The following is a 25,580-nucleotide window of genomic DNA, read 5'->3' on the forward strand; positions in this document are numbered from 1 at the left end:
ACACCGGCGGCCCGAAGCCGCTCGTACTCGTCGCGCCCGGGATGCCGCCGCGGCAGGCGCACCGAGCACCGCCCGACCTTCCGGGCCCATCCGAAAGCAGTGTTCCGGTTCACCCCCAGCTCACCCGCCACCACGGTCACATTCCCCACGGCATCCAGCCGCGCGAGGAAACGCTCCCCCAACCCCGCAAGATCATCCCGCCCAACGCCCACGGTCCTCGCAACTCCCACAGATCGCGGGTGTTGCGAGGACCGATAGAACCCAAGGAGTCTTGGCAGGGGCCCGTGCTGCGCGGGGCCATGAATTGCTCGACGTCTACAGAGCTTCGAGTCCTGCCCAAACTCGTGTGTGCCGTCGGCTCGTGAACAAAGCCACTCGATCACACCCTTGTCCGGAAATCCTCATCAACTGGCCTCTACGGTCTGTGCATGCTGGATCCGAGCTGCTGGAACGGATCACCGCGCGGCGCGCGGAACTGGACGAACTCGAAGAACGGCTGGCAAAGGAGTTGGCCGCGGCGCGGGCTGAGCGGGATGAGTTCGCTGTCGCCGAACGGGTCCTTGAACGGATGTCCGGGCAGCTCGCTGAGGAACGCGCCTCGGCCGCGCCCATGCCCAGGCAGGTGGCCGGACGAGCGGTGATGCTGATTCCGCACCGCGAACCAGGTGTGGAGGAGGGCTCGCTTCCGTGGGACTACCAGCGCATCATCACCGCCGTGCGGCAGGCCGCAGGACCGGTCATGGCCTCGTGAGGCCGGGGAGGTGCTGGGGGTGGACGTCAGCGTGCGGGCCAAGCTGGAACCGCTACGCGGGAAGCTGGTCAGACTCGTCGATCACGGCTGGCTGCGGAAACTTCCCGACGGCCGGTTGACCACACGCCTGTGACCAGGGGCACCGCGGCCCGGAGTGGCGCGGCCCGGCCGTAACCAGGTTGCCCCCGACGGCCGTTGGAATTGTGTGACGAATACCAAGAAGCGCGCCGAGGATACCTGCCCACTTGTCTACCAGTGCCGTCTGCCTCTGTCCACGCGCACCGTCAACCACCTCGCCGATCTGCTCAGGCGCCATCTGAAGGCGATCAGGTCCAGGTGGCGGATCCTGCCGCCGGGGAAGATCGCAGTGATCGTCCTGGCCGTACTGCGCCACGACCAGCGCTTGGCCGACATGGCCAGCGGCAACAACGTGTCCGAGTCCACGGTCGGCCGGTGGCGGGACGAGCTGATCGGACTGCTCGCCGCCCAGGCGCCGCGCCTGGACCGCGCCCTGAAGAAGATCGCCAAGCAGGGCGGGGAGGTGGTCCTGATCGACGGCACCCTCATCCGCACGAGGCGCCGCACCGAACGGGCGACCGGCGGAACTATTCCGGCAAGCACCGCAGCCATGGCCTGCATTTCCTCGCTCTGACCGACGAGAAGGGGCGCCTGATCTGGATATCCGCCGCCCGGCCCGGCCGCACCCACGACAACACCGCCGCCCGCCACGATCACATCCTGGCCCACCTGCGTGCCGCCGGCCTCGGGGCGCTGGCGGATCTCGGCTTCCGCGGCCTGGACAACGACATCCGCGACCCCGTGATCGTCACCGGCTACACCGCCAGCCGCACCCACAAGCTCACGCCAGGCCAGAAGGACGCCAACCGAGTCCTCGCCGTCGGACGCGCACCGGTCGAGCACGGCTTCGCCCACCTCAAGAACTGGCGGATCCTCACCAAGCTCCGCACCGATCCCGCCCACGCCACCCAACTCCTGCGCGCTCTGCTCGTCCTGACAAACCTCGAAGTCAACCGCTGACGAATGATCTTCTCCGCGGACTCCCGCCCACGACCAGCACGAGCACCCCGAGAACGGATCACACCAGCCTTTTGACCTGGGACTTCAAGTTGGCGGAGGCTCAGTGCACGTCCTTCTCAGAAGGACACGTCGAAGTAGTCGATGTCGGTGAAGGCGACCTCGAGGGCCAAGGCGCGTTGTCCGCCGTCCCTGAAGTACACCTCCTGCAGCCCTTCGGCGACGATGTCGCGCATCTGCTGGTCGGTGGCGCCCTCTTGCCGGGCGTCGAAGAGGCGGCGGGCGTAGGCCGGTGGAAGGTGGACGGTGAGGCGGCGCATGCGGCCGTCGTCGGTGGTGCCGATCGGTGCGGTGTAGCCGAAGCGGGCGCGGGTCTCGACGGTGATGCCCGTCCTGGTGGCGGCCTGCTTTCGGCGGCGTCCTCGGACCTTCGGCTGCCAGCGGGCACGGACGGCCGCCTCGATCCGGTCGGCGATGTCCTTGGGCGGGTGTTTGCGCTCGCCGGCGCGGTAGCGCTCCACCGAGCGCTGGCTGACCCCGATCTCCGCTGCGACGGCCTTGGTGGTCTTCATCTGCCCCAGCAGGAAGTTGATGCGGGCTTTGAGGCCCTTGGGCGGCTGACGGGTGAACGTCTCCTGGTCGGCTCGCTCGATGGCGTCCTCGATCTCCCCCACCGGTCAGCTCCCGTCCGTCAGGGGGCCGTGGCCGTACCGCCGGGGGATCATGCGGGCGCCGGCAGCCGGGGCGAGGTCCACGACCAGGCGCTCGCCCACACCGGAGACGGTGGTGGCGTCGAGTGAGAGGTAACCGAGGCTGCGCAGCTCGCCGATCGCTTTGCGGAAGGCCTCGCGGCCCTCGGCGGCCAGGCGCTCGCCACGGGTGAGGGAGGCCAGTTCGCTGACCTTGGGCTCCTGTCCGGGGAGATAACCGGTGGCAAGTTCGGCCAGGACGCCGCGGGCGCGCCAGGTCAGGCGCATGTCCCGCATCGCCCGTGCGAACAGCGCCGGGTCATGGGTGGGCGCGGCAGCGGGAACGGGCCACTGCGGGGACGGGGCGTCGGGGGCGTTCATCGGTACGGCTCCTTCGGTGCGGTTCGGCGTCCACGCCGGCCCCGGTGGCACGGCGCCCCGCCGACGGGCGGTGGTCCGCGGCCTCACTCGCCGTCGTCGAAGACGGCGTCGCCGCCCTTGATGTGGCGGGCCGGGTTGAGGCCCTGCTCCATCAGGTCGACCGCCCACAGCATCGACTGGGCGCCCTCCAGCTTCGCCAGGCCCGGGGTGGGGCCGAGGCGGAAGCCGCCGGGTTGCGGCTTGCCCGAGGCCGCGTACGGCAGGAAGGCGAGCGGGCTGTCGCCGGGGCTCGGGTAGACGACGCAGTCGGACAGTACGGCGAGCGGGAACAGGCCCGTCATCTTGGCCATGTTGCCCAGCTTGCGGTGCATGTTGACCCGGGCCTTGCTGATGACGGCGGCGCGGATGTCGGGGCGCCAGGTCGGGCGTTCCAGGGCCGGCCAGCGGTCGCCGTCCTGGTAGTTCTTGCCCTGTGGGCGCTCACGCAGCTTGCCGACGCCTCCCTTGACCGTGGCCTTGATGGCGGCCAGCACCGCGGTCAGGGCCGGGTCGACGTGCTTGTGCCGCTCCATCGCGGCGAGGAACTCCGTGTCGGTGAGGTCCTTGGTGACGCCGAGGTCGGCGAGGGTGTCGGCGTAGGCCGTCTTGAGGCGGCCGTGCCACGGGTCCAGGTAGGCGCCGGTCTCGCGGCGCAGGTACGCCTCGATCGGGTGGACGTTGTGGCCGAGCTCCTGGGCGTAGGCGACGGTGTGCGTCTGGTACCAGGCAGGGCCGGTGGGGCGGGTGCCGTCCGGAGTGAACGGGCTGGGCAGGCGCGGGTCCAGCTCGATGTGGGACAGGTCGACCAGCCAGGACCCGGGGATCTTCGGGTTGAACTTCGGGGCGTGGAAGTGGTCCGGGGCGCTGAGGCCGACGACCAGGCGGCCGGCGGCGGCGAGGAACGCGGTGTTGAGGTCCAGGCCGACCGCGTACGGCAGCGTGCACTCCTCGTCGGTGAGCAGGTTCACCGGGCGCACCCACTGGTAGGCCTCTTCGTTGAGGAAGCCACCGGTCCAGCCGGAGTTCACCACGACGGGGTGCTCCGGAGTGGACTCCGGCGGCGCCGGGTCCATCGGTTCCGTCCCCAGCGAGCCCGGGTTGTGGCCGGGCACCCAGTTCCCGGTCGCTTCGTCCCACACGGCGCGCGTGGGCGGGCGCAGCGCGGTCATCAGTTCCAGTCCGGAGACGGCGGTGGAACCGCGCGGGGTGATGACGCGCTGGGCGTAGACGCCGAGGACGCGGGCGATGTCGGCCGGCTCCATCTCGGCGACGCCGGGCCAGGACCGCTCGTCGAGGGCGCCCCACGACAGGACCGCGAGTTGGACGCACTGCCGGTCGCGGCCCTGGGCCTTGCGATAGATCCGCACCCACGGGCCGAAGCCGCGCTGGGTGAGCTGCCACTTCGCTCTCGCCACCTGCTGGACGACCGGGTGGTCTGCCGAAAGGCGCAGGGAGCGGCGCTGCTCGTGGCCCTCCAGGTGCTCGGGCAGCCCGAGCATCACCGCGGCTGCCGCCGTGAGCACGATCAAGGGGTCGGAGTCCTTGCCGTAGCGGTTGAGCTTCGGCGCACCGAGGCCGGACTCGCGCAGCGTCCACTCCACCAGCTCCGCCACGGTGGTGGCCGGACAGTCCAGCACGATCCCGTCGACACCGTACGCGGAACCGTCGCCGTCCAGCACGGCAAGCGGCCCGTGCGGGAACCGCGGATCGATCGTGGGCTTCACAGCCTTCCACGACGACACCGCGGGGCGCGGGGCCCGGGCCCGAGGCGTGGCCGGAGGAGTGGGAGGCGTTGCCGGAGCCGCTGTCTCCGGCGCGGAGGCAATCGGGCGGGCGAACGTCGCGGGAGCCGACCGGCGGGCGACGGCCGGGGCGGGCGCGGTTGCGGGGCCGGCGCCGTGCACGGGGTACTTCGCCGCCCAGCCGTTCAGCAGCCGCTGGTACGCCGAAAGACGCGGCTCCTTCGGCTCGCTCCTGCCGTTCTCGTAGTTCTTCACGGTCTGCGTCGACGTCTTCAACGCGGCCGCGAGGCGGGCCTGGGTGATGCCGGCGGCCTCTCGCAGCCGGGCGCGCTCCGCCGGGGACGGGAGCTGCGGCTCCTCCTCCAGCAAGGCGTCGATGTTCGCGAACAACTCTTCCTCGGTCGCCATACGGCTTCACCTCCGCGCCGAAGGCTAGCAGCACACCCCCCATATTTAACTCATTTTTTAACCCGCCCGGATGATTGCGTCCGGGGTGGAACCGAGCGGGGGGATGGTGCTCGCAGCGTGCACCGCGGCCGGTGGAAGTGAGCGGAGCCCGACCCCCGTTGACGGCGCCGCGCGGAGGGTCTCCTCGCCTTCCCGGACGCTGGTGCCCGGCCGTGCCGAGTTGGTCGTTGCTGCGCCACACGCTGATCCACACCAGCCAGCGCCGCCGCCCCGGCCGAGCCCTTGCCGAGGCGGCGGCCGGCCACGAGGACGCCGGGAGTCACGCCGTGAGGGTCTGGCGACTACCCACAGAACTCCGCCTCGATCACCGCCCCGGTGTTCCCCGCCCAGTCGCCGTTGAAGTTCAGCGCCAGCGAATGGCTCGCGTTCCGGGTGGCGAACACCTCGGACTGCGAGCCGTGGATGCCTCCGCCGTGGCCCCAGACCTCCTTGCCGCAGCTGAGCCGGGTGGACTGGATGCCGAGGCCGTAGCGGTGTTCCGGCTGTTGGGGGTCGATCGGCACCGTCGTGGTCAGGGCCTTCTGTTGCTCGGGCGGGAGCAGTCCGCCCTTCAGCAGGGCACGGAGGAACTTCTGCAGGTCCTTGGAGTCGGAGATCATGCCGCCGCCGGCGCCGGCCAGCGAGGGGTTCAGCTCGGTCACGTCGCGGATCTCCGCACCCGGGTCCGCGGTGAGCGGGGAGTAGGCGCGGCTCGCGGGGGACGGCATCTTGGGATCGGTGCTGGGGACGGAGGTGGCGCGGAGCCGGAGCGGGCGCAGGATCCGGCGTTCGACCTCGGACTCGTAGCTCCGGTTGGTCACCTTCTCGATGACCATTCCGGCGAGGGTGTAGTTGGTGTTGGAGTACCGCCAGCCGGCTCCGGGAGCGAAGTAGGGCCTGTGCCGCATCGCGATGTCGACCAGTTGTTCGGGGGCCCAGGTGTCGTAGCGGTGCTGGAGGAAGCCCTCTCCGAAGATCTTGGCCTGGTAGCCGGGGTCGGAGGTGTAGTTGTAGACGCCGCTGGTGTGGTTGAGGAGCTGGCGCAGGGTGATGTGCCGGCCGTCGTGACCGTTGCCCCGGACGGTGCCCGGGAGCCACCGTTCCACGCTGTCATCGAGGTCGAGACGCCCCTCGGCCTCCAGTTGGAGCAGGACGGTGGCGACGAAGGTCTTGGTGATGGATCCGATGCGGTACCGGTCCTGGGTCGTGCGCTCCTTCCCCGTGCCCAGTTCGCCGACGCCCGCGGTGCCGTTCCAGCTCCCGGCCCGGTCCCGCGCCTGGGCGACGGCGCCGGGGACCCCGTCCCGCACCGCCTGTTCGAGCGCCCGCTGGGTTGCTCCGTGACCGCCCCCGCCCCCTTCAACCGCGGCGGCGGGTGCCACCAACGCGCCGGTGACGAGTGCCGCCACCGCGATGACCCATGTCGTGCGGCCCGTACCTGCTGACATCTTCCGCTCCCTCGGTTGGCGCCGTTGGTGAAGGGGACGCCCCCGAGGGGCGTCGTGTTGCCCGTCACAACGGAGTTGGGCCCCTATCGGTCATTTCGCGCGGGCGGTTCACGCGGAAGCGCGGGCGGTTCCCGAGCCGGGCCGTCCCGGGTCCGGGAATGCCGTCCCGACGGCACGCGCCGGGGAGCGGATCGTCGGTGGTCTGCGGGCCGGGCGACCTGACAGCACGGCGATCAGCGGGACCGGGGAAGCCCCCGCGCTTCGGCATCGGGGGGCGGAGGGGGACCTCGCCCAGCGGCGAGTGGCGGCGGACGAACGCGACCCGGAACCTCGGCCGTCGACCTGTCAGTGCGCTCTGACAGCATCGGGCTCATGACCGACACCGATGACCTCGTGCACCGCGTTGCCGTTCGGGCCGCCTCGGACGGCGAACGCCTTCCCCGTCCGGTCGGCGACGACCAGATCACGGAGGCCGAGGGACGGCTCGGTTTCCCCCTGCACCCCCTGCTCGCGCGCCTGTACCGCGAGGTCGCCGACGGGGGCTTCGGCCCCGACCACCAGCTGTTGCCGCTGCTCGGGCCGGGCTCCAGCGTCACCGGCGAGTACCTGGCGCGGCGCGAGGCGTCCGTCGGAGCGGAGCACCCTGAGTGGCCCGAAGGCGTCGTACCGATCCTGACCTGGGGCTGTGCCATGTACGCGGGCGTCGACTGTCTCAGCGCGGACGGCCAGGTCCTGCTCTTCGAACCGAATCCGTACAGCGGCGGATCGTGGGAGGAGTGCTGGTTCCAGGACTCCTCAAGCCTCGTGGCCTGGTGGGAGACCTGGCTGGCCGGAACGGGCTGGTACGAGGAGGACTCCTTCAGCGGGGACGACGTGGTCGGTCCCCTGCCGTGGGCACAGGCCGCGAACCGGCTGTCCAGCAGCGCGTAGCCGACACGCCGGCGCTCCCCATCGGGCCTGTGCACGCCGCCGGCCGACCACGCGCCGCACCGAGGGGTGCGGGCGTGATCGGCCGGAGAACGTGGCGGAAGGCCGCGGGGTCTCGGTCGGTCAGTCGGAGAAGTTGTTGCCCAGACGCGGCGAACCGGCCGTCGACACCCCGACGCTGGTGACGTAGATGCCGGCGGGAGAGGTGAACGTGCCGTTGGTCTGGGAACGCAGTGCGTACACCGCGCCGTTGCCGCCGTCCTCGCCCACCGCGCCCACGAGCACGTCACCGCGGCCGTCCCCGTCCAGATCGTCCACGTGGACGTCCGAGCCGAAGAAGTCCCCGGTCTCGTCGCTGTTGGGGACACCAGGCGTGTTCTGGCTGAACGACCGGGCGCCGACCGTGCTGATGCCGGATCCGTTGGCGGCGCCGTACAGGACGGTGACCGTGCCCTGGTCCTTGCCGCCCGACAGGTCCTCGCCGGGGGCCCCGATGACCAGGTCGAGCCGCTTGTCCCCGTTGACGTCGCCGAGGTCCAGCTCCGTGCCGAAGCTGTCCGCCTTCTCGCTGCCGCCGGGCACCCCGGGGGTGTTCTGGGTGAACGACTGGCGCTGGCCGTGCGCCGGGCCCGAGCGCGTGCCCTTGGCGATCATCACACGGCCTCCCAGGGCGGAGCCGGATATGCCGCTGTCCCAGTTGATGCCGAACACGATGTCCTGGAAGCCGTCGTGGTTCGTGTCACCGATGTCGGTGATGATGCCCGCCGGGAGCTTCTGGGCTCCGGAGGTCGTGGCACCGCGGGACGAGCCGGGCAACCAGTAGTTGGCGTTGTACCCGTCGCTCTTGGAGTACCCGTTGACGATCAGGTCCTCGCGGCCGTCACCGTTGGCGTCGCCCGAGTGGAGGTTCTGCACTCCGTCGCCCGCGCCGTCGAAGATCGCCGGAGTGACGGTGTACCGCCCGGCGGGCTTGGCCGAGCGGTTGAAGCCGCCGCGCAGTACGTCGACGGTGGCGGAGTCGCGGGAGGCGATCGCCAGGTCCACCCTGCCGTCCTTGTCGAAGTCGGCCGCTTCCAGGGCCCTACCGAACCGGTCGTGCTTGGTGGGGCGCGGGTCGACGACGGTCGAGCCGCCCTTCAGGCCCGAGGCCGAGCCCCACAGGATGATGACGGTGCCACCGTCCTTGTCGCTGCCCAGGTCCTCGCCCAACGCGCCGACGGCGAGGTCGTCGTAGCCGTCCTTGTCGAAGTCGCCGTAAGCGGTGTCACCGCCGAACCGGTCTTCCTTCTCGGCGCTGCCGGGGACGCCGGCGGTGTTCTGGCTGATCGCGACCTTCCGGGTGGTCGAGCGACCCCCGTAGATGACGACGATCTGGCCGGCGGCGGCGTGGCCCGCGACGGTGGCGGCACTGGCCGAGACGGCCACGTCCGCGTAGCCGTCGTCGTTGAAGTCCGCGTCCGAGGCGGCGAGGGGTGCGGCGGCCGCGGGGCCGGCCACGGCCGTGAGGAGCCCGCCGGTCAACGCGACCGTGGTGGCGGTGGCGAGGGCGAGTCTGAGACGTGGATGCATACGGGTCTCCTGCGATGGGGACGGGCCCTAGCGGGTGTCCTGTGTCGTTCGGTACGGGCGGGTAGCCCGTCGTCGACGTGACCGTTGCACCCGCGGGCGCACGGAGCACCCCGCGAGCGCACGGATGGTCGATGCATGAAGGACGATCGACAGGAGGCGAAGGTTGTAGGCGGTACGGACGAAGATCAGGGGAACCCGAGGGAGCGGCGGGGACGTCGGGTCCCCGGGTGGTCGGCGTGTGCGGCCCCCGCCGGGCGAGGGCGTTTCAGTCGTCCTGCAGACTGGCCAGGGCTTCGATGATCATGCGGGTGGCGAAGTTGCGGTCGTCCGTGAGTCGGTTGATGTGCTCGGCGAGCAGGGAGACCGTGGCTTCCAGGGAGTTCATCTCCTCCTTCTTCCAGTAGCCGTACTGCTTGCGCCACAGGTTGGGGCTCAGGCCGGTGCCCGCGGCGACGAGCAGGCCGGCCATGGTGGGGATGACTTCGGGGCGCACGCTCTTGGGCATCATGCGCAGGGTCGCCACCACGTCGGGCACGACGCACTCGATGACGTCCTTGTCGTGCTCCTCATAGGCCATCCGCAACCACTTCATGAACATGTAAATGAGGGTGCACGCGCCGTCCAGCAGGTCGTCGAGCCCGCTGGAGTCCATGGACGCGGTGAACTGGTCGATGAGTGCGCGCTGTTCGGGGTCGATCTCGCTCTTGCCGTCGTAAACGGCCTTGAGCTGAGAGTCGATCATCATGAGTGCTCCGCCCACGTCACCGGGGGCGGCATGTCGGGGGTCACAGGGCGATGACACGGTATTCCTCCTCGCGCGGACACGGTACGCAGCGCAGCGTGTTCACACAGTAGCCGCCGCGGGGGTGCGGGTCCGACGAATCGCACCATGTGGTCCCCGAGGAGGGGCGGCCCATTAGGCTCGGTCCATGGATGTCTCCTTACCGGTCCTCTCCCCCCGCCGGGCACCCTGCTCGGTTCGACGCCCCGGCCGGCGGGTCGGCCGGGCGGGAGGCGGTGACTGATCGTGGACGGCATGGTGATCGCGGCCTGGGCCGCCGGGTCGGCCGCCTCGGTGTTCCTCGCGGACCGGGTCCTCCTGGCCTGGGAGCGCAGGGGCTGGGTCTACTGGCGCAAGACCAAGGGACTCTCGTCCATCGGGGCCGATCTCCTCCAGGAGGGTTCGCCCGCCGCCCAGGCGTCCAAGCGGGCGCTGGAGCAGGAACGCGTACGCAAGAACGTGAGACCTGCGGAAGCTCCGCCCGTCCAGGTCGACCTGGACGCCGGCACCGTTCGCGTCCGCCGGCCCGGGGGTGCGGGGCGGCCGCCCTCCGGGGGAGGGTGACGGCCTTCAGCCGTCCGTGAGGCGCGTGGGGCGCAGGACCGGGGTGCCCCAGACCCGGACGACCTCATGGTCGGTGAACGCCTGGACGAGCCGGTACGCGGAGGCCGCTCGGGGCGCGTCCCGCTGGGCGGCGATGTACGCCTCGGCGTCGCGGCGGCTCCGGCGCGGCGTCCCGCACAGCTGCCAGTTCTGCCCGTTCCACAGCTCGGGCAGCCAGCGTTCGTGCGGCTGCGGTCGGTCCTCGCGCAGGCCGTAGCGGGACGGCACCCGTGGCGTCGGCTCGTGCTCGCCGGAGCGTTCCCGAGCGCCGTTCACGGGACCCTGGTGGCGCGAGGCGCGGCGGCGGGTCTCGCACAGGAGGCACAGGTCCCTGGCGTCCTCGTCCACCGGACCGTTGGGGTGCTCGGGGCAGCGGGTGGTCGGCTTGGTCGTGCTGAAGGCCTCTTCGAGCAGGCTCAGGGCCCTGCGCACGTCGTCCCGGACCTCGTGCAGCTCCGCGTCGGTGGTCTCCGTGGTGAGCCGGTCGCCGTGTTCGCCCAACACGCGCAGCGCCCGGCCCAGCGCAGTGCGCTGGGCGTGGTTCATGTCCCTCTCCGATTCACTGGCCGTCCCGTGTGACGACAGCATGTGGCATCGGCCGGTCGGGGCAAAATGCGCAGGGGGACGGGGCCGACGTCAGGTTCCCAGCCCCAGCAGCGCCACCGAGACGGGCAGTGCGGGCGGCTCGGGCAGCAGCGGGGGCTCCTCGCCGCGGCCCGTGTGCGTGGGCGGGACGGGGCGCAGGGCCCCGACGCCGCCTTCGGCCCACGGCGCGTCCGTGGGCGGCAGCGACAGCGTCACCCGTCGACCGCTGCTCAGGGTGGTCTCCAGCTTCTCCGTTCCGTGTGCTTCCACGGCCGCCCCCTCTTCCCTCGCTCGGACCGGATGGCCCGTACGGGAGGACGAAGCACGGCGCCGGAGAGTTCCCGGGGCGGTGTCCGGTCGGCGGTGCCGCCGGTCGAGCGGTGGGCGTTCCTCCCGGGTGAATTCCCTTGGTGCGCGGGTGCGCACGTACCTAGGTGATTTCCCCTGCGGGGTTGGGGGTGTGCGCGGATGTCGGCGGTGGGTGCCGGGGCGGGAGGGTGGAGAGGCGCAGGGGAGTACCGTCCCCACCGCGCACCATCCGTGTTTCCGCTCACTGGAGGTAGGTCATGCGACGTTTAGGAATGGTTGTCGGCGCTCTGGCACTGACGGGTGCCACCCTGGTGGGCACGGCGGGCGCGGCGCACGCCGTGCCCGGTCGGGCCGCCGCGACGGTGTGTTCCACTCCCTGGGGGAGCGGCACCACCTCGTCCGCCGCATCGGTCGTGGAACCGTTGCAGAACATCAGAACCGGTCAGCACGCGTGCTATGACCGCATGGTCTTCGACATCACCGGCACGTCCGGCACCGTCGGTTACCACGTCGGCTACGTGGACGCGTTCCACCAGGACGGCACCGGCACGCAGATACCGGTGCAGGGGGGCGCCATCCTCCAGGTCTACGTGAACGCGCCGGCGTACGACCCGGCCACCGGCACGGTGGTCTATCCCGGTCGGGCCGGGCGGTCGCTGCCCGGGGTGGACGTCACCGGGTACCGCACCTTCAAGGACACCAAGTTCGGTGCGAGCTTCGAGGGGCGCACCCAGGTGGGAGTGGGGGTGCGCGCGAGGCTGCCCTTCCGGGTCCTCCAGTCGGGTGACCGGCTGATCGTGGACGTGGCGCACACCTGGTAGGAGGCTTCTCGTCCTGCGCGGCCCGGTGGCCGCGCAGGACGGGCGACAGGGCGTTCAGCCGTGCGGAGGTGCCGTCACGGGCCGGGCGGCGGCACGTTCCGCCTCGGTGAGCGGAGGGGCCGACAGGCGAGGCGTGCGGGGGCCGATCAGCATGGGCAGGAGCATGTCGGGGGCGAGCAGACGGATCGGGGGCCGCTCCAGGCCCATCACGTCCAGCAGGGCACCGAGTGCTCGGGGGTTGCGGGCCCCGGTGGTGACGGCCCGGTCCACGAAGCGGGCGTTCAGCCGGTCCAGGAGGGTGGGGGGCGTGTCGGTGGCGCCGGGGTAGAAGACGTCCTGGCCGACGGCGAGGTCCCAGGCGGCGGAGACCGGCCGGGCCACGGCGCGCTGGAGGCGCCGGGCGGTGCCCACGGCGGTCAGGGCCCTGGTGGCGAGCACGTCCCGCACCGCGAGGGCGCTCTGTGCGGCGACGGTGAGACCGTGGCCGTAGACGGGGTTGAAGCCGGCCACCGCGTCGCCGAGTACGAGGAAGCCGTCCGGCCAGCGGCCCGCCCGCTCGAAGTAGCGGCGCCGGTTGGTGGTGGCGCGGGTGGTGTGCACTGCGCTCAGGGGGACGGCGTGCCGGAGGAGTTCGCCGATGACCGGATCGCCGAGTCCGTGGGCGAAGGCGAGGAAGGAGTCCGGGTCGCCGGTGGGTTCGCCGCCGCGGGTCCCGGAGAGGGTAACGAGCCACCTCCCCCGCTCGACGGGCAGGATGATGCCGCCCCGGCCGGGGGGTTTGGCGGGGTTGGCCTGCACGTTGACGACGGGGAAGGCCGTCGACCCGGTGCTGCCCGGGGCCCGGTACAGCCGGGTGGCGTAGGCGACGCCCGCGGTGACCTCGCGCACCGCGGCGTCGGGGAGGCCCAGGTCACCGAGCCAGCGGGGGGCGGCGGAACCGCGGCCGGAGCCGTCGACGACGAGGTCGGCGGTCAGCTCGTGCGTGCCGTCGCCCTGGTGGACGCGTACGCCGGTCACCCGTCGGGGGCCGCCGAGCAGCTGCACCGCCGTGGTGCGCTGCTGGAGGGTCACGTTGCGGTGGGGCAGGACCCGTTCGCGCAGGACGGCGTCGAAGAGGGTGCGGGAGCAGACGAGATTGCGGTGGCGGGTCGCCGTGAAGCGTCGGAACCACACCTCATTGGGGGCGCGCGAGACCATGTCCCCCATGACGTGGACGAGGCGTCCGCCGCGGGCGACCGCGGTGTCGACGAATCCGGGGAGCAGTTCCCCGAGCGCCGTGACCCCACCGCTCCAGACCAGGTGGGCGTGTCGGGCCTGGGGGACGCCGCGCCGGGGCTCGTCGCCAGCGGGCAGGGCGTCCCGTTCGACGAGCGTCACCTCGGCGAACTCGGCGAGTGCGGCGGTAGCGAGCAGCCCTGCGGCGCTGGCTCCGATCACCAGGGCCGTGGGCCTGCGGGGGGCGGCTCCGTCGGGCACGGCGGTCACGTTTCTGTGGGGGCCGGGGTGACAGGGGGTCGGCGGCCGACCGCGAGGGGCGGCCGCCGACCTTCGCGCCGCCTTACAGTGCGCGTTCCAGGCGGTCCGTCATCAGCTTGACGAAGCGGGCCGGCTCCTTGGGTTGTCCGCCTTCGGCGAGGACGGCGAGGCCGTAGAGGAGTTCGGCGCTCTCGGCGAGGCCGGTGTGGTCCTCGCGTTCCCGGTGGGCCCGGTTGAGACCCTGGACCAGCGGGTGGTCGGGGTTGAGCTCCAGGATGCGTTGGGCCCGGGGCGTCTCCTGCCCCATCGCCCGGTACATGCTCTCCAGCGCCGGGGTCAGGTCGTGCGCGTCGGACACGACGCAGGCCGGGGAGACGGTGAGCCGGGAGGACAGGCGCACCTCCTTGATGTCCTCGTCCAGTTGCTCCTTCATCCAGCCGAGCAGTCCGGCGTACTCCTCGGCCCGCTTCTCCCGTTCGTCCCCGGACGCCCCGTCGTCCTCGGCGTCCAGGTCGATCTGGCCCTTGGCGACGGACCGCAGCTTCTTGCCCTGGTACTCGCCGACGGCGTCGGCCCACACCTCGTCGACGGCGTCGGTGAGCAGCAGCACCTCGATGCCCCGGTCCCGGAACGCCTCCATGTGCGGGGAGTTCTCGATGGCCTGCCGGGACTCCCCGGTGAGGTAGTAGACGTCCTCCTGGCCGTCCTTCATCCGCTCGACGTACTGCTGGAGCGTGGTGAGTTCGGTGTCGTGGTGGGTGCTGGCGAAGGAGGCGACGGCCAGGATGGCGTCCCGGTTCTCCGCGTCGGTGACCAGGCCCTCCTTCAGCGCGGTGCCGAACTCACGCCAGAAGGTGGCGTAGCGTTCCTGGTCCTTGGCGGCCATGTCCTTGACCGTGGAGAGGACCTTCTTGGTGAGCCTGCGCCGCATCATCTCGATGTGCCGGTCCTGCTGGAGGATCTCGCGGGACACGTTGAGCGAGAGGTCGGCGGCGTCGACGACGCCCTTGACGAAGCGGAGGTAGGGCGGCAGCAGGGCTTCGCAGTCGTCCATGATGAAGACGCGCTTGACGTAGAGCTGTACACCGCGGGTGAAGTCCCGGGTGAACAGGTCGTGCGGGGCCCGTGCCGGGAGGAAGAGCAGGGCCTGGTACTCGAAGGTGCCTTCGGCCTGGAGGCGGATGGTCTCCAGGGGGTCCTGCCAGTCGCGGCCGATGTGCTTGTACAGCTCGTGGTACTCGTCGTCGGTGACCTCGGCGCGGGGGCGGGCCCAGAGGGCCTTCATGGAGTTGAGCGTCTCGGGGGCGGTCGGAGCGGTCTCCTCGCCCTCCTCCGGCGGGGTGGCCGCGGCTTCGGGCGCCATCCGGACGGGCCAGGTGATGAAGTCCGAGTACCGTTTGACGATCTCCTTGATCTTCCATCGGGAGACGTAGTCGTGGAGCTGGTTCTCCGGGTCGGCCGGCTTGAGGTGGAGCGTGACCGAGGTGCCCTGCGGCGCGTCGTCGACCTTGGTCAGGGTGTAGGTGCCCTCACCGCGCGAGGTCCACCGGGTGCCCTCGTCCTCCCCCGCGCGACGGGTCAGCAGGGTGACCTCGTCGGCCACCATGAAGCTGGCGTAGAACCCGACCCCGAACTGGCCGATGAGCCCTTCGGCGCCGGCGGCGTCCTTGGCCTCCCGCAGTTCCTGGAGGAACTTCGCGGTGCCGGAGTTGGCGATGGTGCCGATGAGCCGGCCGACCTCGTCGTACGACATGCCGATGCCGTTGTCGCGCACGGTCAACGTGCGGGCGTCCGGGTCGACGGCGAGGTCGATGTGCAGGTCGGACACGTCGGCGTCGAGCGAGTCGTCCCAGAGCTTCTCCAGGCGCAACTTGTCCAGCGCGTCGGAGGCGTTGGACACGAGTTCCCGCAGGAAGACATCTTTGTCCGAGTAGACCGAGTGGATCATCAGCTGGAGCAGCTGACGGGCTTCTACCTGAAACTCAAACGCTTCGGTCGACATAGGTGCGATTACCTCTCAGGCCCTCATCGCTGGATCTGAAAGGAGCCACTGTAAAACACCACGTCAGGACGGCGACCACGCGCGCCCGAAGTGGCTGGATCACGCCCCGTGTCCGACCGACACCCATCGGTGTCGGCATCCGCGGCCCCTCGGCGAGACGCACACACACTCGAAAGAGGACCTCCGAGGTGTACTGGCAGTGCACCCCGGAGGTGTGTACTGTTGGACAAGTGACTCCACCCCTTCCCCGCTTCCATCGTCTGCCCCCCGAACGGCGGACCGAGATCCTCGCCGTCGCCCGGCAGCACTTCGCCGAGCACGGTCCGCAGCACGCTTCGTACAACAAGATCATCGAGGCCGCGGGAATCTCCAAGACCGCCGCCTACCACTACTTCGACGGGCGGGAGGACCTCCTCTCGACCGTGCTGGACGACGTCCTGGCCCGCCTCCTCGACGCGCTCGGGCCCGACCCGTCCGCCTCGGACCCCGACACCTTCTGGGCCGGGCTGGAGAGCGGCACGGACGCGCTCACCGCGCATCTGCTGGGTCACCCCGACGACCTGGCCCTGGCGGAGGTCGCCGCCGCCCACGAGGGCGGCGCCGCCTGGCGGGGCTGGTTCACCGCGCTGGTCGACGAAGGGCAGCGGCTCGGCGTCATCCGTACCGACCTGGACCGGGAACTGCTCGTCGGGGCCACGACCGCCGTCGTCGGGGCCGCCGACCTGTGGGCGCTGAGCGCCCTGGCGGCCGGCCGTCAGCCCGACCGCGCCCAGGTGTGGACCCTGCTGGCCGGACTGTGGGGAACGAAGGGGGCCGACCGTGCGCACTGACCTCACCGTGGACTGGGAAGTGCCGCCCACCCCGAGCGGCCCGGCCGGTCGACTGGAACGGTTCATGGGTCCCGGCAAGTCCCGCGCCGAATCGGCGGTGGAGATCGGCGGCGGCGTGCTCTGTGCCGGACTGCTGGCCGCCGGCCTCTGGTCCCCGGCCGCCGACGGCGTCCGGGAGTCCTGGTCCACCGTGCAACTCGTCGTGGTGGCCCTCGCCGGGCTCGACCTCATCGGCGGCATCCTGACCAACGCGACCAACGCGGCCAAGCGCTGGTACCACCGGCAGGCGGCGCACGCCCGCCGGAGCCGGCTGGTCTTCGTCGGGGCGCACCTGCTGCACCTGGCCGTGGTCGGCACGGTCGTCCTGGAGGGCGACGCCGCGTGGGTGCTGGGCAACGCCGGACTGCTGCTCGGCGGCGCGGCGGCCGTGGAGTTCGCCCCGGTGCACCTCAAGCGGCCGGTCGCAGTGGGACTGTGGACGGCGGCCGTGCTCGTCAACCTGTTCTGGCTGACGGTGCCGCTGGCCCTGATGTGGTTCGCCCCGCTCTTCTTCCTCAAGCTCCTGGTGTGCCACCTGGTCCCCGAGGCGCCCCTGCGGAGCCGTGGCGATGGCTGAGGCGATCGGGCCGACGGTCCTGAACCGTTCCGCCTCCGTCCGGGGGTGCGGCACCGTCCTGAGCGCGGCCTTCGCACGGGAACCGGGGCTGCGGTGGATCTGCGGCGACGCGGCGGTGCGCAGGGAGAGGTGGTTCGCCGCGACCCTCGCCGCGCACGACACGCTGCCGGGCGCGCGGCGGCTGACCCTCGACCGCGGCGGGGTACCGATCGCCGCGATGGTGCTCACTCCCCCGGGCGGTACGCCCCCGGCCCGGGCGAAGGCGCGCTGGGTCGCGGGCACCGGACTCGGCTGCGGCCCGGGCGCGCTGGTGCGGACCCTGCGCTACGCGCACGGCGCCGAGACGGCCACCCCGCAGGGGGCGTGGACGCTGGAGTTCCTCGGTGTCGTCCCGGAGCACCGGGGCCTGGGCGCGGCGCGCCGGCTCCTCGACCACGTCGTGTCCGAGTTGCCCGCGCCCGGCGGCATCTTCCTCACCACCGCGGATCCGGAGAACGAGCGGTTGTACCGGCGCTTCGGATTCACGACCCGGCAGCACCTCGTCCTCGGTCCGCTCACCACCGCCGCCATGTGGCGCCCGGGGGCGACGGCCTGAGGACGGAGGACGGTGGAGGGTGCCCGTCAGCGGTCAGCTGCGGGCGCCCTCGCCTCGTCCTCGCCGAGGAGCGGGGCGAGGGCGCGTTCGAGGTCGGCGCGCGCCCGGTAGACCACGCCCGTCGCCCCCAGTGCGACGGCAGCGGTCACGTTCTCGGACCGGTCGTCGACGAAGAGGCACCGGTCCAGGGGCACGCCCGCCCGGGCGGCGGCGATGCGGTAGATGCGCGGATCCGGTTTGACGATGCCGAGCTCGCTGCTGTTCACGACGGAGGTCGCGAGGTCCGTGATCCCCATCTTCCGCAGGTCGTCGTCGAGCCAGGCCGTCGCATTGGTGACCAGCACCAGCGGACACAGCCGCCGGAGTCGACGCAGAAGGGCCACCACCTGCGGGTCCGCGCGGAAGTCGGCCCGGGTGAACGCGGCGGCCAGGGCCTCGGCGCGGGGCCGGGGCAGGGCGGCGGGCAGGCCCCGGACGATGGACTCGGCCCACTGCCGTCGGGTGATCCGCCCCTCCAGCAGCGGCTGGTCGTTCTCCGGTGCGAAGCCGACGGCGGCCGTGGTGCCCTCGGGGAGCCCGGCCTCCCGTTCCAGCCGGGCGACCACGGATGCGTCGAAGAAACGGATCACCCCGTCCAGATCGCACAGCACGGCGTCGAAGGGGCGGCCGTCCGAGGGCGCCGACGGGGTCTGCATGCCCCCTGTCTAGCACCCGACCCGCGCGCTGCACAGGGCGGTTCGGGCCACCGGCCGAGGGGTCGGGTCAGCCGCGGCGGCGGGGCCGGCCCGAGCGGCCGCCGCGGGCGCCCCCGGTGTTCTTGCCGGCGCCGCCGCGTCCGGATCCGGCACCTCGCTGACCGCCCGACGCCTTGCCGGTGGAGGCCCCCTTCCGGGAGCCCCGGGCGGCAGCGGGCTTCCGTTCCGGCGCGGGCTGGGCGGCGCCCCGGCCCCGCCAACTGTTGACGGTGCGCCCGCGGACGATCCCGATGAACTCCTCGACCAGGTCGGTCGTCGCCTCCTTCGGCCAGGACAGGGCCACGCGCGACTCGGGGGCGTCCTTCAGGGGGCGGTAGGTGAGGTCCCTGCGGTGGTGCAGTCGGGCGAGCGACTGGGGAACGGCCAGCAGCCCCACGCCCGCGGCCACCAACTCGATCGCGTCCGCCGTGGTGGCCGGACGCTCCTTCGCGGCAACCCCCGGGGGGCGTTCCCAGTCGAGGACGTCGTCGACGGGGTGCAGCACCAGTTCCTCGGCCAGGTCCTGCGGTGCCACCTCGTCGACCGCGGTGACCAGGTGGTCCTTGGGCGCCACCACCACCGTCGTCTCCGTGTACAGGGGGATCGCGCTCAGGTCCTCGCCGTCGACGGGAAGACGGACGAGCCCCGCGTCCGCACCGCCCTCGCGCAGCAGGGCGAGCGCCTCCGCCGCGGGCACCGGCACCAGGCTCAGCGGCACCTCGGGCAGGCGTTCGGTCCACACCCGCACCCACTTCGCGGGGGTCACCCCCGGTACGTAGGCGAGCCGGAAGGGGGCGGGGGGCTGCACGTCTGTCACGGGACCAGGGTATCGGCCGTGGTCAGGGGCGCCGCACCCGCTGGTTACCCTGGAGGCATGACGTCGGACCAGACCACCCAGGCCATGAAGCCCGCGACCGCGGCGAAGAAGCTCGGGATCTACCTCGAAGCCGCGCCCGCCGAATTCCGTGCGGGCTCCGTTTCGCGCGCCGAGTTCCACGCGCTCCAGGCCGACCCGCCGCAGTGGCTGCGGGACCTGCGTCGCGACGGGCCCCACCCGCGCCCCGTGGTCGCGGCCAAGCTCGGGGTGTCGATCTCCGGACTCGCGCGCGGCGGGATCACCGAACCCCTCACCACCGAGCAGATCGACGCGCTCAAGCAGGAGCAGCCGGAGTGGCTCCGCGCGGAGCGCGCCACCCAGGCCGGGGTCCGCAAGGAGTCCGCGCGGCTGAAGGAGCGGCAGCGGGAGCGGTCCTCCGCCGCACGGTGACGGGGCGCAGTCGCCCGGCTCAGCCGGGCAGTGCGTCCGCGACGGCTTCGGCGACGGCGTCCATGCCGGCGTCGTTGGGGTGGATCCCGTCTCCCGAGTCGTAGCCGGGGGCCAACGCGTCACCCCGCCCGGGCCGGGGGTCGGCGAGCAGCCGGTCGAGGTCGACGACCGTGTCGTAGGCGCCGCTGGTGCGCAGCCAGCGGTTCACCTGGTCACGGACGCGTTCCTTCTCCGGGGTGTGGTAGGAGGCGTAGCCCTCGAACGGGGTGAGGGTGGCCCCGACCGTGGTGACGCCACGGCGCTTCGCCGCCCGGATCAGCGCGCGGTGTCCCTCGATGAGCCGGTCGGCGGTGACCTCGGGCGCCGTCCCGCAGCCGAAGTCCGGCTGCCCGCCGGCGCCGATGTCGTTGATGCCGAGCAGGACGACCACGGAGCGGACGCCCGGGCGGTCGAGCACCTCGTGGCGGAACCGGGCGAGGCCCCGTTCGCCGAAGCACCCGGAGTCGGTGAGGAGGCGGTTTCCGCTGAGACCGGCGTTGACGACGCCGTACGCTCGACCGCCGGCGTGCAGCTGGTCGGCGAGCCGGTCCGGGTAGCGGCGGTCGGTGCCGGGGGTGGAGCCGTAGCCGTCGGTGATCGAGTCGCCGAACGCGACCACCGTGCCGCGGCCGTGTCGTGCCGCCACCTCGATGCCGGCCAGGAGGTACAGGGAAGGGCTGGTGGCCGTCTCGAAGACGTCGGCGGAGGCGTGCCCGGTCCGGTCGCCCTCGGCCCGGTAGGAGGTCGTGAGGGCGTCCATGTGGTAGCTGACGGGGCCGGTCGCGGTGGCGAAGTAGAAGGTGACCGTGAGCTTCTCGCCCGCGCGGACGGGCAGGTGCACCGGGTCGGAGAGCCGTTCGGCGCCGATCGGGAGGACGGTCTCGCGTTCTCCGGAGAACCGCAGTTCGCGCAGGGTGTCGGGGCGGACGGCGGCACCCCGGGCGGATGCGGCGACGGTGGCCCGGGCCAGTCGGACGGGCTGGGCTCCGTACCGGTGGGAGAGTCGGACGCGGATGCGCGGGCCCGTCGCGGTGACCCGGGCCACCTGCCGCAGGCTCTGTTCGGCGAAGCCCTGCGGGGACCATCCGCCCCAGGGCGCCCCGGGGTCCGCGGGCCGTTGCAGCGAGGCGCCCCACGCTCCGGTCCAGCGACCGGCCGGGTCGCCCCGGGTCGCCTCCGCCCAGGGCGCGGTGACCGGTGGGGCGAGGGCGAGGGCAGCACCGAAGGCCGCCGCGGCGGTCCGTCTGATCCACGGGCGCATCGTGGTCCTCCCGCTCTCCGCTCTCCCCGCCTTCCCGGCGGGCTCAACTCCGTTGAAGTTAGCAAGGGTTGGGGTGGGGCGGTAGACACGGGCGACGAGCGTGGTGCGGGTGGGGCTCCCCCGGGCATCGCGTGCTTGAAAGACTGCCCGGATGACACCTGATCTGGGGCAGTTGAGCGAGTTGGTCCGGGCCGTGCCCGGGTACGCACCGCGCCCGGCGGGCCGGGCGACGGAGGCGATGGTGCGGGCGGCGGAGGCGCGGCTCGGCCCCTTGCCCCCGTCGTACCGGTGGTGGCTCACCGAGTTCGGTGGGGTGCGGCTGCTCGGGACGGAATGGGCGACGGTGTGGCCCGAGGAGGCGCACGACGCGTACGAGGCGCTGACGGCACCCTGGCGACGGGAGGGCCGGCGGCTGTGGTTCGCCCACGAGCCGGACTGCGGGGACGCGTTCGGTTTCGTCCTCGACCAGGAGCGGGCGGGCGAGTGGCCCGTGGTGTGCCGCGAGGGGACGAGCGGGGAGGAGCACCCGCTGGCGGAGTCCTTCGCCGGGTTCCTCACCGTGCGCACGGCGCGGGCGCTGGGCCTCGGGGACGGTCCGCAGCCGGCGCTGGCGCGGTTGTGGCGGTCGACCCCGGGCGTGCGGTTGGACGGTGGGCTCCTGGTGTACGGACCGCACCAGTTCGTGGCGCGCAACCGGGAACACCAGGTGGCGCGGCGGGCGCCGCACTGGGTGTTGGTCGGCGAGGACGGTCCGGGCACGGGCTTGTTCATGCGTCGGCACGGTCGGGACCGCAGCAGCGTCCTGCGGTGCGCGCTCGACGGGGTGGCGCCGGACGTCGAGACGGTCGGCGAGCGGGTGACGGGTGATCTGCTCGGCTGGCTGTCGCGGGAGGTTCGTCCCGCCCGGTGACGGGGAGGGCGTCAACACCGAGGGTGACAGTTTAGGTAAGGCTCACCTAATATGACTCGTGTCGGCCCCGGGTCCCCCACTCCGTGCTGCCGGTCCCCCACACGCCCGTTCCCGTTCCGTGGGTGTTCCGTCCCGGACGCCGCCCGGCACCCGTGTGTGCCCTCCCACCCGAAGGAGACATGCAGCGCATGTCCACCACCCGTAGCACCCGACTGGCCGCCCTCGCGGTCGTCACCGCCCTGTCGACGACGAGCGCGGGCCTGCTCACCGCCACCACCGCGCACGGCGCGGGCCCCCAGGTCCGTGCCGCCGCCCCGGCCGCCGCGCCGGTGCCGCTGGACGGGTCCGCCCGGGCCGCCTCCCCGATCCTGGTGACCGGCGAAGCCGGTTGGGGGTTCAAGGCGAGCTGGTTCCGCTACGTCACCGGCCTCGGCGGCAGCATCACCCCGACCGACGGCGCCACCGGCCCGCGGGCGAACGGCGCCGTCGGCTTCCCCGTGCTGCACGGTGCGGTGGACCGCGCCGGCGCTTCGGCGGACGTCCGGTTCGGCGGCTCGGTCACCTACGCGGTCCCGGCGCACGGCATCACCGGCATCACCTTCGCCAAGCCCCGGGTGGTCCTCAAGAACGGCAAGGGCACGCTCTACCTGGACGTGCGCTCCGAGTTGGACGGCCGGCCGACCACCAGCACCGCCGCCGTGCCCTTCGCCACCCTCACCGCGACCCGGGGCGCGCTCAGCGGGTCGACGCTCGACTGGAGCGGCATCACCGCCACACTCACCGCCCAAGGCGCAGAAACGTTCACTCACCAGGGCAGCGCCATGTACGCGCCCGGTACCGCGCTCGATCCGCTCACCCTCGGCGGCACCGTCAGCACCCCCACCCTGACCGTCAGTCGGGTGTCCGGTCTCGGCGCCGAGACCGAGGTCACCGTCCGGGGCACCGGCTACCGTCCCGGCAAGGGCGTCTACCTGGCGCAGTCGACCGCCCTGCCCGGCACCACCTACCCCAGCACCTACGGGAACGCCGCCTGGGTCCGTCAGGTCGGCCCGGACGGCACCTTCACCACCACCATGAAGCTCACCGAGACCTTCACCCCGAGCGGGGGGACCGCGGTCGACTGCCGCACCACCAAGTGCTTCGTCACCAGCTTCAACTCCCACGACCGGGACGACACCACCTGGATGCCCTCGCGCGCCCAGGACGTCCAACGGGGCCTCACCTTCGGCAGCACCCGGGTCACCACGCAGCCCGCCGCCCAGAAGGTGCGCTCGGGTGCCACGGCCACGTTCCGGGCCGCCGCGACCAACGCCGACGCGGTCCGCTGGGAGCGCAGCACCAACCGGGGCACCACCTGGACCGCGGTGCCGGGCGCCACCTCGGCGACCCTGGCCGTCAAGGCGACGGCGGCCCTCAACGGCCATCTCTACCGGGCCGTGTTCGGCAATGCCGCGGGCGAGGCGACCACCCGTTCCGCCGCCCTGTCGGTCACCGCGGTGCCGAGCAGGATCACCAAGCTCAACGCGGCGCCCGAACCGGTCGCCAAGGGCAGCAAGGTGACCGTCACGGGCACCCTCCAGGCCGTGGGTGCGACCGACGAGACCTGGCGTCCGGTGTCGCGGACCGGAGTCGTCGTCGAGTTCCGGGCCAAGGGCAGCCGCAGTTGGAGCCGTGCCGCCGGTGCCACCACGGGCACCAACGGCGCCTTCTCCGCCAAGGTCACCGCCACCAAGGACGGCGACTGGCGGGCCCGCCACACCGCAACGCCCGACCGGGCCGCGTCGACCAGCGGCAGCGACTACGTGGACGTCCGCCTGCGCACCGCGATCACCGGACTCAACGCCGGCCCCGAGCCGGTCCGCAAGGGCCGCACGCTCACCGTCAAGGGCACGCTCACCAAGCTGGACGGCACCTGGCGCAAGGCGTCCAACGAGACCGTGAGCATCTGGTTCAAGGCCGACGGCGCGCGCAGCTGGAGCAAGCTGGGCACCGCCCGCACCAACGGCAGCGGCGCCTTCACCAAGGGCTTCGCCGCCAAGAAGGACGGCAGCTGGCGGGCCGTTTACACCACCGGCGCGGCCCTGCTGGGCAGCACCAGCAGCAGCGACCGGGTCGACGTGCGCTGACCCCGCGCACCGCGCCGGGCGGCGACGGCCGCCCGGCCCCCGGCCTCACTCCGGTGCGGGCCGGCACAGGTCCAGGCTGAAGGACGCGGTGCACTCCGTCACCGCGGGAACCACCCCGCTGCCCCGCAGCAGTTGGAAGAGGGCGACCACCACCAGCACCGCGAGCAGGACCCGGTGGGTGGTGGTCGCCTCGGACGCGAACCGCAGGCCGGAGTAGGTGCGCACCGCGTAGCCGAGGGCCACCACCCCGGCGACGAGGGCGGTGAGGTTGAGGTAGCTGAACTCGGTGATCTCGCCGTTGACGGTCTGGCGGGACTCCACGGCGAGCGGGAGGGCGAACGGCAACACGGCCACCACTGCGACGGCTATGCCGATGCGTCGCAGGAGGCGTCTGTCCTGGGTGTCGGTCATGCGGGCGATCGTAGGCCCGGTTCCCGGCGCTGCTGCCGGCTCCGGACGTGCTGGGATACCTTGGGCCGCGCCGGGCCGGACGGTGGTGCGGCGGGACCGGCGTCGGCGACCGGGGAGCGGAGGCAGTCCAGTGGCGCGCACCAAGGGGGTTCCCGACGACAGCCCGTGGCAGGCCCTCAGCGGTGCCGGGGGCCGGGGACGGGAGGGTGCGGCCGAGGAGATCGCCGCCGACATCCAGCGGCTGATCCTCGCCCGTGACCTGCCGGACGGCGCCCGGTTGCCCTCCGAACGCGACCTCGCGGCCCTGCTGTCGACCAGTCGCCCCACGGTGAGCCAGGCGATCCGCATCCTCGTCGTCAAGGGGTTGGTGGAGTCCCGCCGGGGTTCCGGCGCCTATGTGCGGCTGCGGCCCGAGACCTCCCTGGCCACGTCGATGCACCTGATGCTGGACGTCCGACCGGATTCGGTGGACCAACTCGCCGAGCTGCGACTCGCCCTGGAGACGTCCGGGATCATCCGCGCCATCGAACGGGCCACCGAGCAGGAACTCGCCGAGGGCGAGCGGGCGCTGGAGCGGCTGGAGCGGAGCGCGGGTGACACCGCGAGTTGGATGAGCGCGGACACCTACTTCCACGCCACCCTGGTCGGGGCCTCCCACAACGCGTATCTGACCTCGATGTTCTCCAGCGTGCACGGTGCCCTCATCGACTACGAGTACCGGACCTGGATCGACGAGGGGACGGTGCCGAGTTGGTTGGCGCCCGACCGGGCCGCCGCGCTCACCGCCGTCCACGAGCCGCTGCTGCGGGCCGTGCGCACGCGGGACGTCGCCCTCGCCCTGTACGCGGTGCGGCACCACCACGAGGTGATGGCGCAGCACCTCGCGCTGCGCTCGTAGTCGGACGGGGCGCGGTCAGGGCGTGTCGCCCTGCCAGTCGTAGCGTTGCGGAGCGCCCGGCCGCGGCCCGTACAGCGCGTGTCCCCCGGGGCCGTAGCGTCCGATCTCGGTGCTCAGCGGCACGGCGGTCCGCCGCTGCTGGTCCGGCCGGTCGGTGACGTCCAGAAGCAGCCCGTCCAGCGGGCCGCCGACCAGTTCGACGTAGGTGCGGCCGGGACGCGGGCCGGGGTCGGGGTCCTCGTGGTCGGCGCCGTAGACCCGCTTGCGCATGATCTCCTCGTTCATGCC

At 72.2% G+C, this 25,580-nt stretch carries 28 protein-coding genes and 1 pseudogene; 13 read left to right on the top strand and 16 right to left on the bottom strand.

Going from position 1 to position 25,580, the window contains the following annotated elements; translation table 11 throughout:
- Positions 1–182 (bottom strand): annotated as a pseudogene (locus ABT092_RS24490) (IS30 family transposase); the annotation flags it as partial.
- 242 nt (positions 183–424) lie between these two features.
- Here ABT092_RS24490 and ABT092_RS24495 point away from each other — a divergent pair.
- From ABT092_RS24495 to ABT092_RS24505, 3 genes are all read left to right on the top strand, one after another.
- On the top strand, positions 425–751 hold the full coding sequence (locus ABT092_RS24495) for a hypothetical protein (protein ID WP_351247366.1): 327 nt from the start codon (positions 425–427) through the stop codon (positions 749–751).
- Between the two features lie 205 nt (positions 752–956).
- Entirely contained in the window at positions 957–1,403 is a 447-nt protein-coding gene (locus ABT092_RS24500) for a helix-turn-helix domain-containing protein (RefSeq protein ID WP_351247368.1), read from the top strand.
- Positions 1,385–1,789, top strand: a complete 405-nt coding sequence (locus tag ABT092_RS24505; protein WP_351247448.1) for a transposase family protein — start codon at positions 1,385–1,387, stop codon at positions 1,787–1,789. Before ABT092_RS24500 ends, ABT092_RS24505 begins: the two co-directional genes overlap by 19 nt.
- A gap of 116 nt (positions 1,790–1,905) precedes the next feature.
- On the opposite strand, the gene tpg is transcribed toward ABT092_RS24505, so the two are convergent.
- From tpg to ABT092_RS24525, 4 genes are all read right to left on the bottom strand, one after another.
- Positions 1,906–2,460, bottom strand: a complete 555-nt coding sequence (gene tpg / locus ABT092_RS24510; protein WP_351247370.1) for a telomere-protecting terminal protein Tpg — start codon at positions 2,458–2,460, stop codon at positions 1,906–1,908.
- A gap of 3 nt (positions 2,461–2,463) precedes the next feature.
- Complete coding sequence (locus ABT092_RS24515) at positions 2,464–2,856, bottom strand: ubiquitin family protein (RefSeq protein ID WP_351247372.1); 393 nt, start codon at positions 2,854–2,856, stop codon at positions 2,464–2,466.
- A gap of 83 nt (positions 2,857–2,939) precedes the next feature.
- Positions 2,940–5,045, bottom strand: coding sequence for a telomere-associated protein Tap (gene tap / locus ABT092_RS24520; RefSeq protein WP_351247374.1), 2,106 nt, complete (start codon positions 5,043–5,045; stop codon positions 2,940–2,942).
- A 341-nt stretch (positions 5,046–5,386) separates the two neighbouring features.
- Complete coding sequence (locus ABT092_RS24525) at positions 5,387–6,532, bottom strand: serine hydrolase domain-containing protein (protein ID WP_351247376.1); 1,146 nt, start codon at positions 6,530–6,532, stop codon at positions 5,387–5,389.
- 372 nt (positions 6,533–6,904) lie between these two features.
- Here ABT092_RS24525 and ABT092_RS24530 point away from each other — a divergent pair, with 372 nt between their 5' ends.
- On the top strand, positions 6,905–7,462 hold the full coding sequence (locus ABT092_RS24530; RefSeq protein WP_351247378.1) for an SMI1/KNR4 family protein: 558 nt from the start codon (positions 6,905–6,907) through the stop codon (positions 7,460–7,462).
- A gap of 120 nt (positions 7,463–7,582) precedes the next feature.
- On the opposite strand, the gene ABT092_RS24535 is transcribed toward ABT092_RS24530, so the two are convergent.
- Positions 7,583–9,028: an FG-GAP-like repeat-containing protein gene (locus ABT092_RS24535; RefSeq protein WP_351247380.1), complete on the bottom strand. Its 1,446-nt coding sequence runs from the start codon at positions 9,026–9,028 to the stop codon at positions 7,583–7,585.
- Between the two features lie 265 nt (positions 9,029–9,293).
- A complete protein-coding gene (locus ABT092_RS24540; RefSeq protein ID WP_351247382.1) occupies positions 9,294–9,830 on the bottom strand; it encodes a hypothetical protein in 537 nt (178 codons plus the stop codon).
- A 234-nt stretch (positions 9,831–10,064) separates the two neighbouring features.
- Here ABT092_RS24540 and ABT092_RS24545 point away from each other — a divergent pair, with 234 nt between their 5' ends.
- Positions 10,065–10,373 (top strand): hypothetical protein, encoded by a 309-nt coding sequence (locus ABT092_RS24545; RefSeq protein WP_351247384.1) that lies wholly within the window; start codon positions 10,065–10,067, stop codon positions 10,371–10,373.
- A gap of 6 nt (positions 10,374–10,379) precedes the next feature.
- Here the strand turns inward: ABT092_RS24545 and ABT092_RS24550 are convergent, their stop codons facing one another.
- Together ABT092_RS24550 and ABT092_RS24555 are read right to left on the bottom strand one after the other, a co-directional pair.
- Positions 10,380–10,958 (bottom strand): hypothetical protein, encoded by a 579-nt coding sequence (locus ABT092_RS24550; RefSeq protein ID WP_351247386.1) that lies wholly within the window; start codon positions 10,956–10,958, stop codon positions 10,380–10,382.
- Positions 10,959–11,048: 90 nt separating this feature from the next.
- On the bottom strand, positions 11,049–11,267 hold the full coding sequence (locus ABT092_RS24555; RefSeq protein WP_351247388.1) for a hypothetical protein: 219 nt from the start codon (positions 11,265–11,267) through the stop codon (positions 11,049–11,051).
- Between the two features lie 296 nt (positions 11,268–11,563).
- Between ABT092_RS24555 and ABT092_RS24560 the strand changes: the two genes are divergently transcribed.
- Positions 11,564–12,127: an AMIN-like domain-containing (lipo)protein gene (locus ABT092_RS24560; RefSeq protein ID WP_351247390.1), complete on the top strand. Its 564-nt coding sequence runs from the start codon at positions 11,564–11,566 to the stop codon at positions 12,125–12,127.
- A 54-nt stretch (positions 12,128–12,181) separates the two neighbouring features.
- On the opposite strand, the gene ABT092_RS24565 is transcribed toward ABT092_RS24560, so the two are convergent.
- Positions 12,182–13,603, bottom strand: coding sequence for an NAD(P)/FAD-dependent oxidoreductase (locus tag ABT092_RS24565; protein WP_351247392.1), 1,422 nt, complete (start codon positions 13,601–13,603; stop codon positions 12,182–12,184).
- An 82-nt stretch (positions 13,604–13,685) separates the two neighbouring features.
- Positions 13,686–15,605 (bottom strand): molecular chaperone HtpG, encoded by a 1,920-nt coding sequence (gene htpG / locus ABT092_RS24570; RefSeq protein ID WP_351247394.1) that lies wholly within the window; start codon positions 15,603–15,605, stop codon positions 13,686–13,688.
- Between the two features lie 230 nt (positions 15,606–15,835).
- On the opposite strand from htpG, the gene ABT092_RS24575 reads away from it, so the two are divergent.
- Genes ABT092_RS24575 through ABT092_RS24585 form a run of 3 tightly spaced genes read left to right on the top strand, consistent with a single transcriptional unit; the run spans position 15,836 to position 17,646 of the window.
- Positions 15,836–16,435, top strand: a complete 600-nt coding sequence (locus ABT092_RS24575) for a TetR/AcrR family transcriptional regulator (RefSeq protein WP_351247396.1) — start codon at positions 15,836–15,838, stop codon at positions 16,433–16,435.
- Positions 16,425–17,051, top strand: coding sequence for a hypothetical protein (locus ABT092_RS24580; protein WP_351247398.1), 627 nt, complete (start codon positions 16,425–16,427; stop codon positions 17,049–17,051). Before ABT092_RS24575 ends, ABT092_RS24580 begins: the two co-directional genes overlap by 11 nt.
- Complete coding sequence (locus ABT092_RS24585) at positions 17,044–17,646, top strand: GNAT family N-acetyltransferase (RefSeq protein ID WP_351247400.1); 603 nt, start codon at positions 17,044–17,046, stop codon at positions 17,644–17,646. The genes ABT092_RS24580 and ABT092_RS24585 overlap by 8 nt, the downstream gene beginning before the upstream one ends.
- A 26-nt stretch (positions 17,647–17,672) precedes the next feature.
- Here ABT092_RS24585 and ABT092_RS24590 read toward each other — a convergent pair whose 3' ends face one another.
- Positions 17,673–18,341: an HAD-IA family hydrolase gene (locus tag ABT092_RS24590; RefSeq protein WP_351247402.1), complete on the bottom strand. Its 669-nt coding sequence runs from the start codon at positions 18,339–18,341 to the stop codon at positions 17,673–17,675.
- A gap of 67 nt (positions 18,342–18,408) precedes the next feature.
- Entirely contained in the window at positions 18,409–19,197 is a 789-nt protein-coding gene (locus ABT092_RS24595; protein WP_351247404.1) for a LysR family substrate-binding domain-containing protein, read from the bottom strand.
- Positions 19,198–19,254: 57 nt separating this feature from the next.
- Between ABT092_RS24595 and ABT092_RS24600 the strand changes: the two genes are divergently transcribed.
- Complete coding sequence (locus ABT092_RS24600; protein WP_351247406.1) at positions 19,255–19,647, top strand: DUF5997 family protein; 393 nt, start codon at positions 19,255–19,257, stop codon at positions 19,645–19,647.
- A gap of 19 nt (positions 19,648–19,666) precedes the next feature.
- Here ABT092_RS24600 and ABT092_RS24605 read toward each other — a convergent pair whose 3' ends face one another.
- The gene (locus tag ABT092_RS24605; protein ID WP_351247408.1) at positions 19,667–20,947 is read right to left on the bottom strand and encodes an SGNH/GDSL hydrolase family protein; all 1,281 of its coding nucleotides are present in this window, start codon (positions 20,945–20,947) and stop codon (positions 19,667–19,669) included.
- Positions 20,948–21,098: 151 nt separating this feature from the next.
- Between ABT092_RS24605 and ABT092_RS24610 the strand changes: the two genes are divergently transcribed.
- Together ABT092_RS24610 and ABT092_RS24615 are read left to right on the top strand one after the other, a co-directional pair.
- The gene (locus ABT092_RS24610; RefSeq protein WP_351247410.1) at positions 21,099–21,857 is read left to right on the top strand and encodes an SMI1/KNR4 family protein; all 759 of its coding nucleotides are present in this window, start codon (positions 21,099–21,101) and stop codon (positions 21,855–21,857) included.
- Between the two features lie 188 nt (positions 21,858–22,045).
- Positions 22,046–23,983: an HtaA domain-containing protein gene (locus tag ABT092_RS24615; RefSeq protein ID WP_351247412.1), complete on the top strand. Its 1,938-nt coding sequence runs from the start codon at positions 22,046–22,048 to the stop codon at positions 23,981–23,983.
- Between the two features lie 45 nt (positions 23,984–24,028).
- On the opposite strand, the gene ABT092_RS24620 is transcribed toward ABT092_RS24615, so the two are convergent.
- A complete protein-coding gene (locus ABT092_RS24620) occupies positions 24,029–24,394 on the bottom strand; it encodes a hypothetical protein (protein ID WP_351247414.1) in 366 nt (121 codons plus the stop codon).
- Between the two features lie 130 nt (positions 24,395–24,524).
- Between ABT092_RS24620 and ABT092_RS24625 the strand changes: the two genes are divergently transcribed.
- A complete protein-coding gene (locus ABT092_RS24625) occupies positions 24,525–25,292 on the top strand; it encodes a FadR/GntR family transcriptional regulator (RefSeq protein WP_351247416.1) in 768 nt (255 codons plus the stop codon).
- A gap of 15 nt (positions 25,293–25,307) precedes the next feature.
- On the opposite strand, the gene ABT092_RS24630 is transcribed toward ABT092_RS24625, so the two are convergent.
- The gene (locus ABT092_RS24630; protein ID WP_351247418.1) at positions 25,308–25,577 is read right to left on the bottom strand and encodes a hypothetical protein; all 270 of its coding nucleotides are present in this window, start codon (positions 25,575–25,577) and stop codon (positions 25,308–25,310) included.
- Positions 25,578–25,580 lie beyond the last annotated feature (3 nt).

This window comes from Streptomyces sp. NPDC002490 (assembly GCF_040296045.1).
Lineage (GTDB): Bacteria > Actinomycetota > Actinomycetes > Streptomycetales > Streptomycetaceae > Streptomyces.

Bases quoted from the DNA above. Each gene is read 5' to 3' on its own strand.
- ABT092_RS24605 (WP_351247408.1), bottom strand. From the start codon at position 20,947: ATGCGCCCGTGGATCAGACGGACCGCCGCGGCGGCCTTCGGTGCTGCC.
- tap (WP_351247374.1), bottom strand. From the start codon at position 5,045: ATGGCGACCGAGGAAGAGTTGTTCGCGAACATCGACGCCTTGCTGGAG.
- ABT092_RS24630 (WP_351247418.1), bottom strand. From the start codon at position 25,577: ATGAACGAGGAGATCATGCGCAAGCGGGTCTACGGCGCCGACCACGAG.
- ABT092_RS24550 (WP_351247386.1), bottom strand. From the start codon at position 10,958: ATGAACCACGCCCAGCGCACTGCGCTGGGCCGGGCGCTGCGCGTGTTG.
- ABT092_RS24530 (WP_351247378.1), top strand. From the start codon at position 6,905: ATGACCGACACCGATGACCTCGTGCACCGCGTTGCCGTTCGGGCCGCC.
- ABT092_RS24610 (WP_351247410.1), top strand. From the start codon at position 21,099: ATGACACCTGATCTGGGGCAGTTGAGCGAGTTGGTCCGGGCCGTGCCC.
- ABT092_RS24560 (WP_351247390.1), top strand. From the start codon at position 11,564: ATGCGACGTTTAGGAATGGTTGTCGGCGCTCTGGCACTGACGGGTGCC.
- htpG (WP_351247394.1), bottom strand. From the start codon at position 15,605: ATGTCGACCGAAGCGTTTGAGTTTCAGGTAGAAGCCCGTCAGCTGCTC.
- ABT092_RS24545 (WP_351247384.1), top strand. From the start codon at position 10,065: ATGGTGATCGCGGCCTGGGCCGCCGGGTCGGCCGCCTCGGTGTTCCTC.
- ABT092_RS24515 (WP_351247372.1), bottom strand. From the start codon at position 2,856: ATGAACGCCCCCGACGCCCCGTCCCCGCAGTGGCCCGTTCCCGCTGCC.
- ABT092_RS24585 (WP_351247400.1), top strand. From the start codon at position 17,044: ATGGCTGAGGCGATCGGGCCGACGGTCCTGAACCGTTCCGCCTCCGTC.
- ABT092_RS24590 (WP_351247402.1), bottom strand. From the start codon at position 18,341: ATGCAGACCCCGTCGGCGCCCTCGGACGGCCGCCCCTTCGACGCCGTG.
- ABT092_RS24535 (WP_351247380.1), bottom strand. From the start codon at position 9,028: ATGCATCCACGTCTCAGACTCGCCCTCGCCACCGCCACCACGGTCGCG.
- ABT092_RS24525 (WP_351247376.1), bottom strand. From the start codon at position 6,532: ATGTCAGCAGGTACGGGCCGCACGACATGGGTCATCGCGGTGGCGGCA.
- ABT092_RS24600 (WP_351247406.1), top strand. From the start codon at position 19,255: ATGACGTCGGACCAGACCACCCAGGCCATGAAGCCCGCGACCGCGGCG.
- ABT092_RS24615 (WP_351247412.1), top strand. From the start codon at position 22,046: ATGTCCACCACCCGTAGCACCCGACTGGCCGCCCTCGCGGTCGTCACC.
- ABT092_RS24620 (WP_351247414.1), bottom strand. From the start codon at position 24,394: ATGACCGACACCCAGGACAGACGCCTCCTGCGACGCATCGGCATAGCC.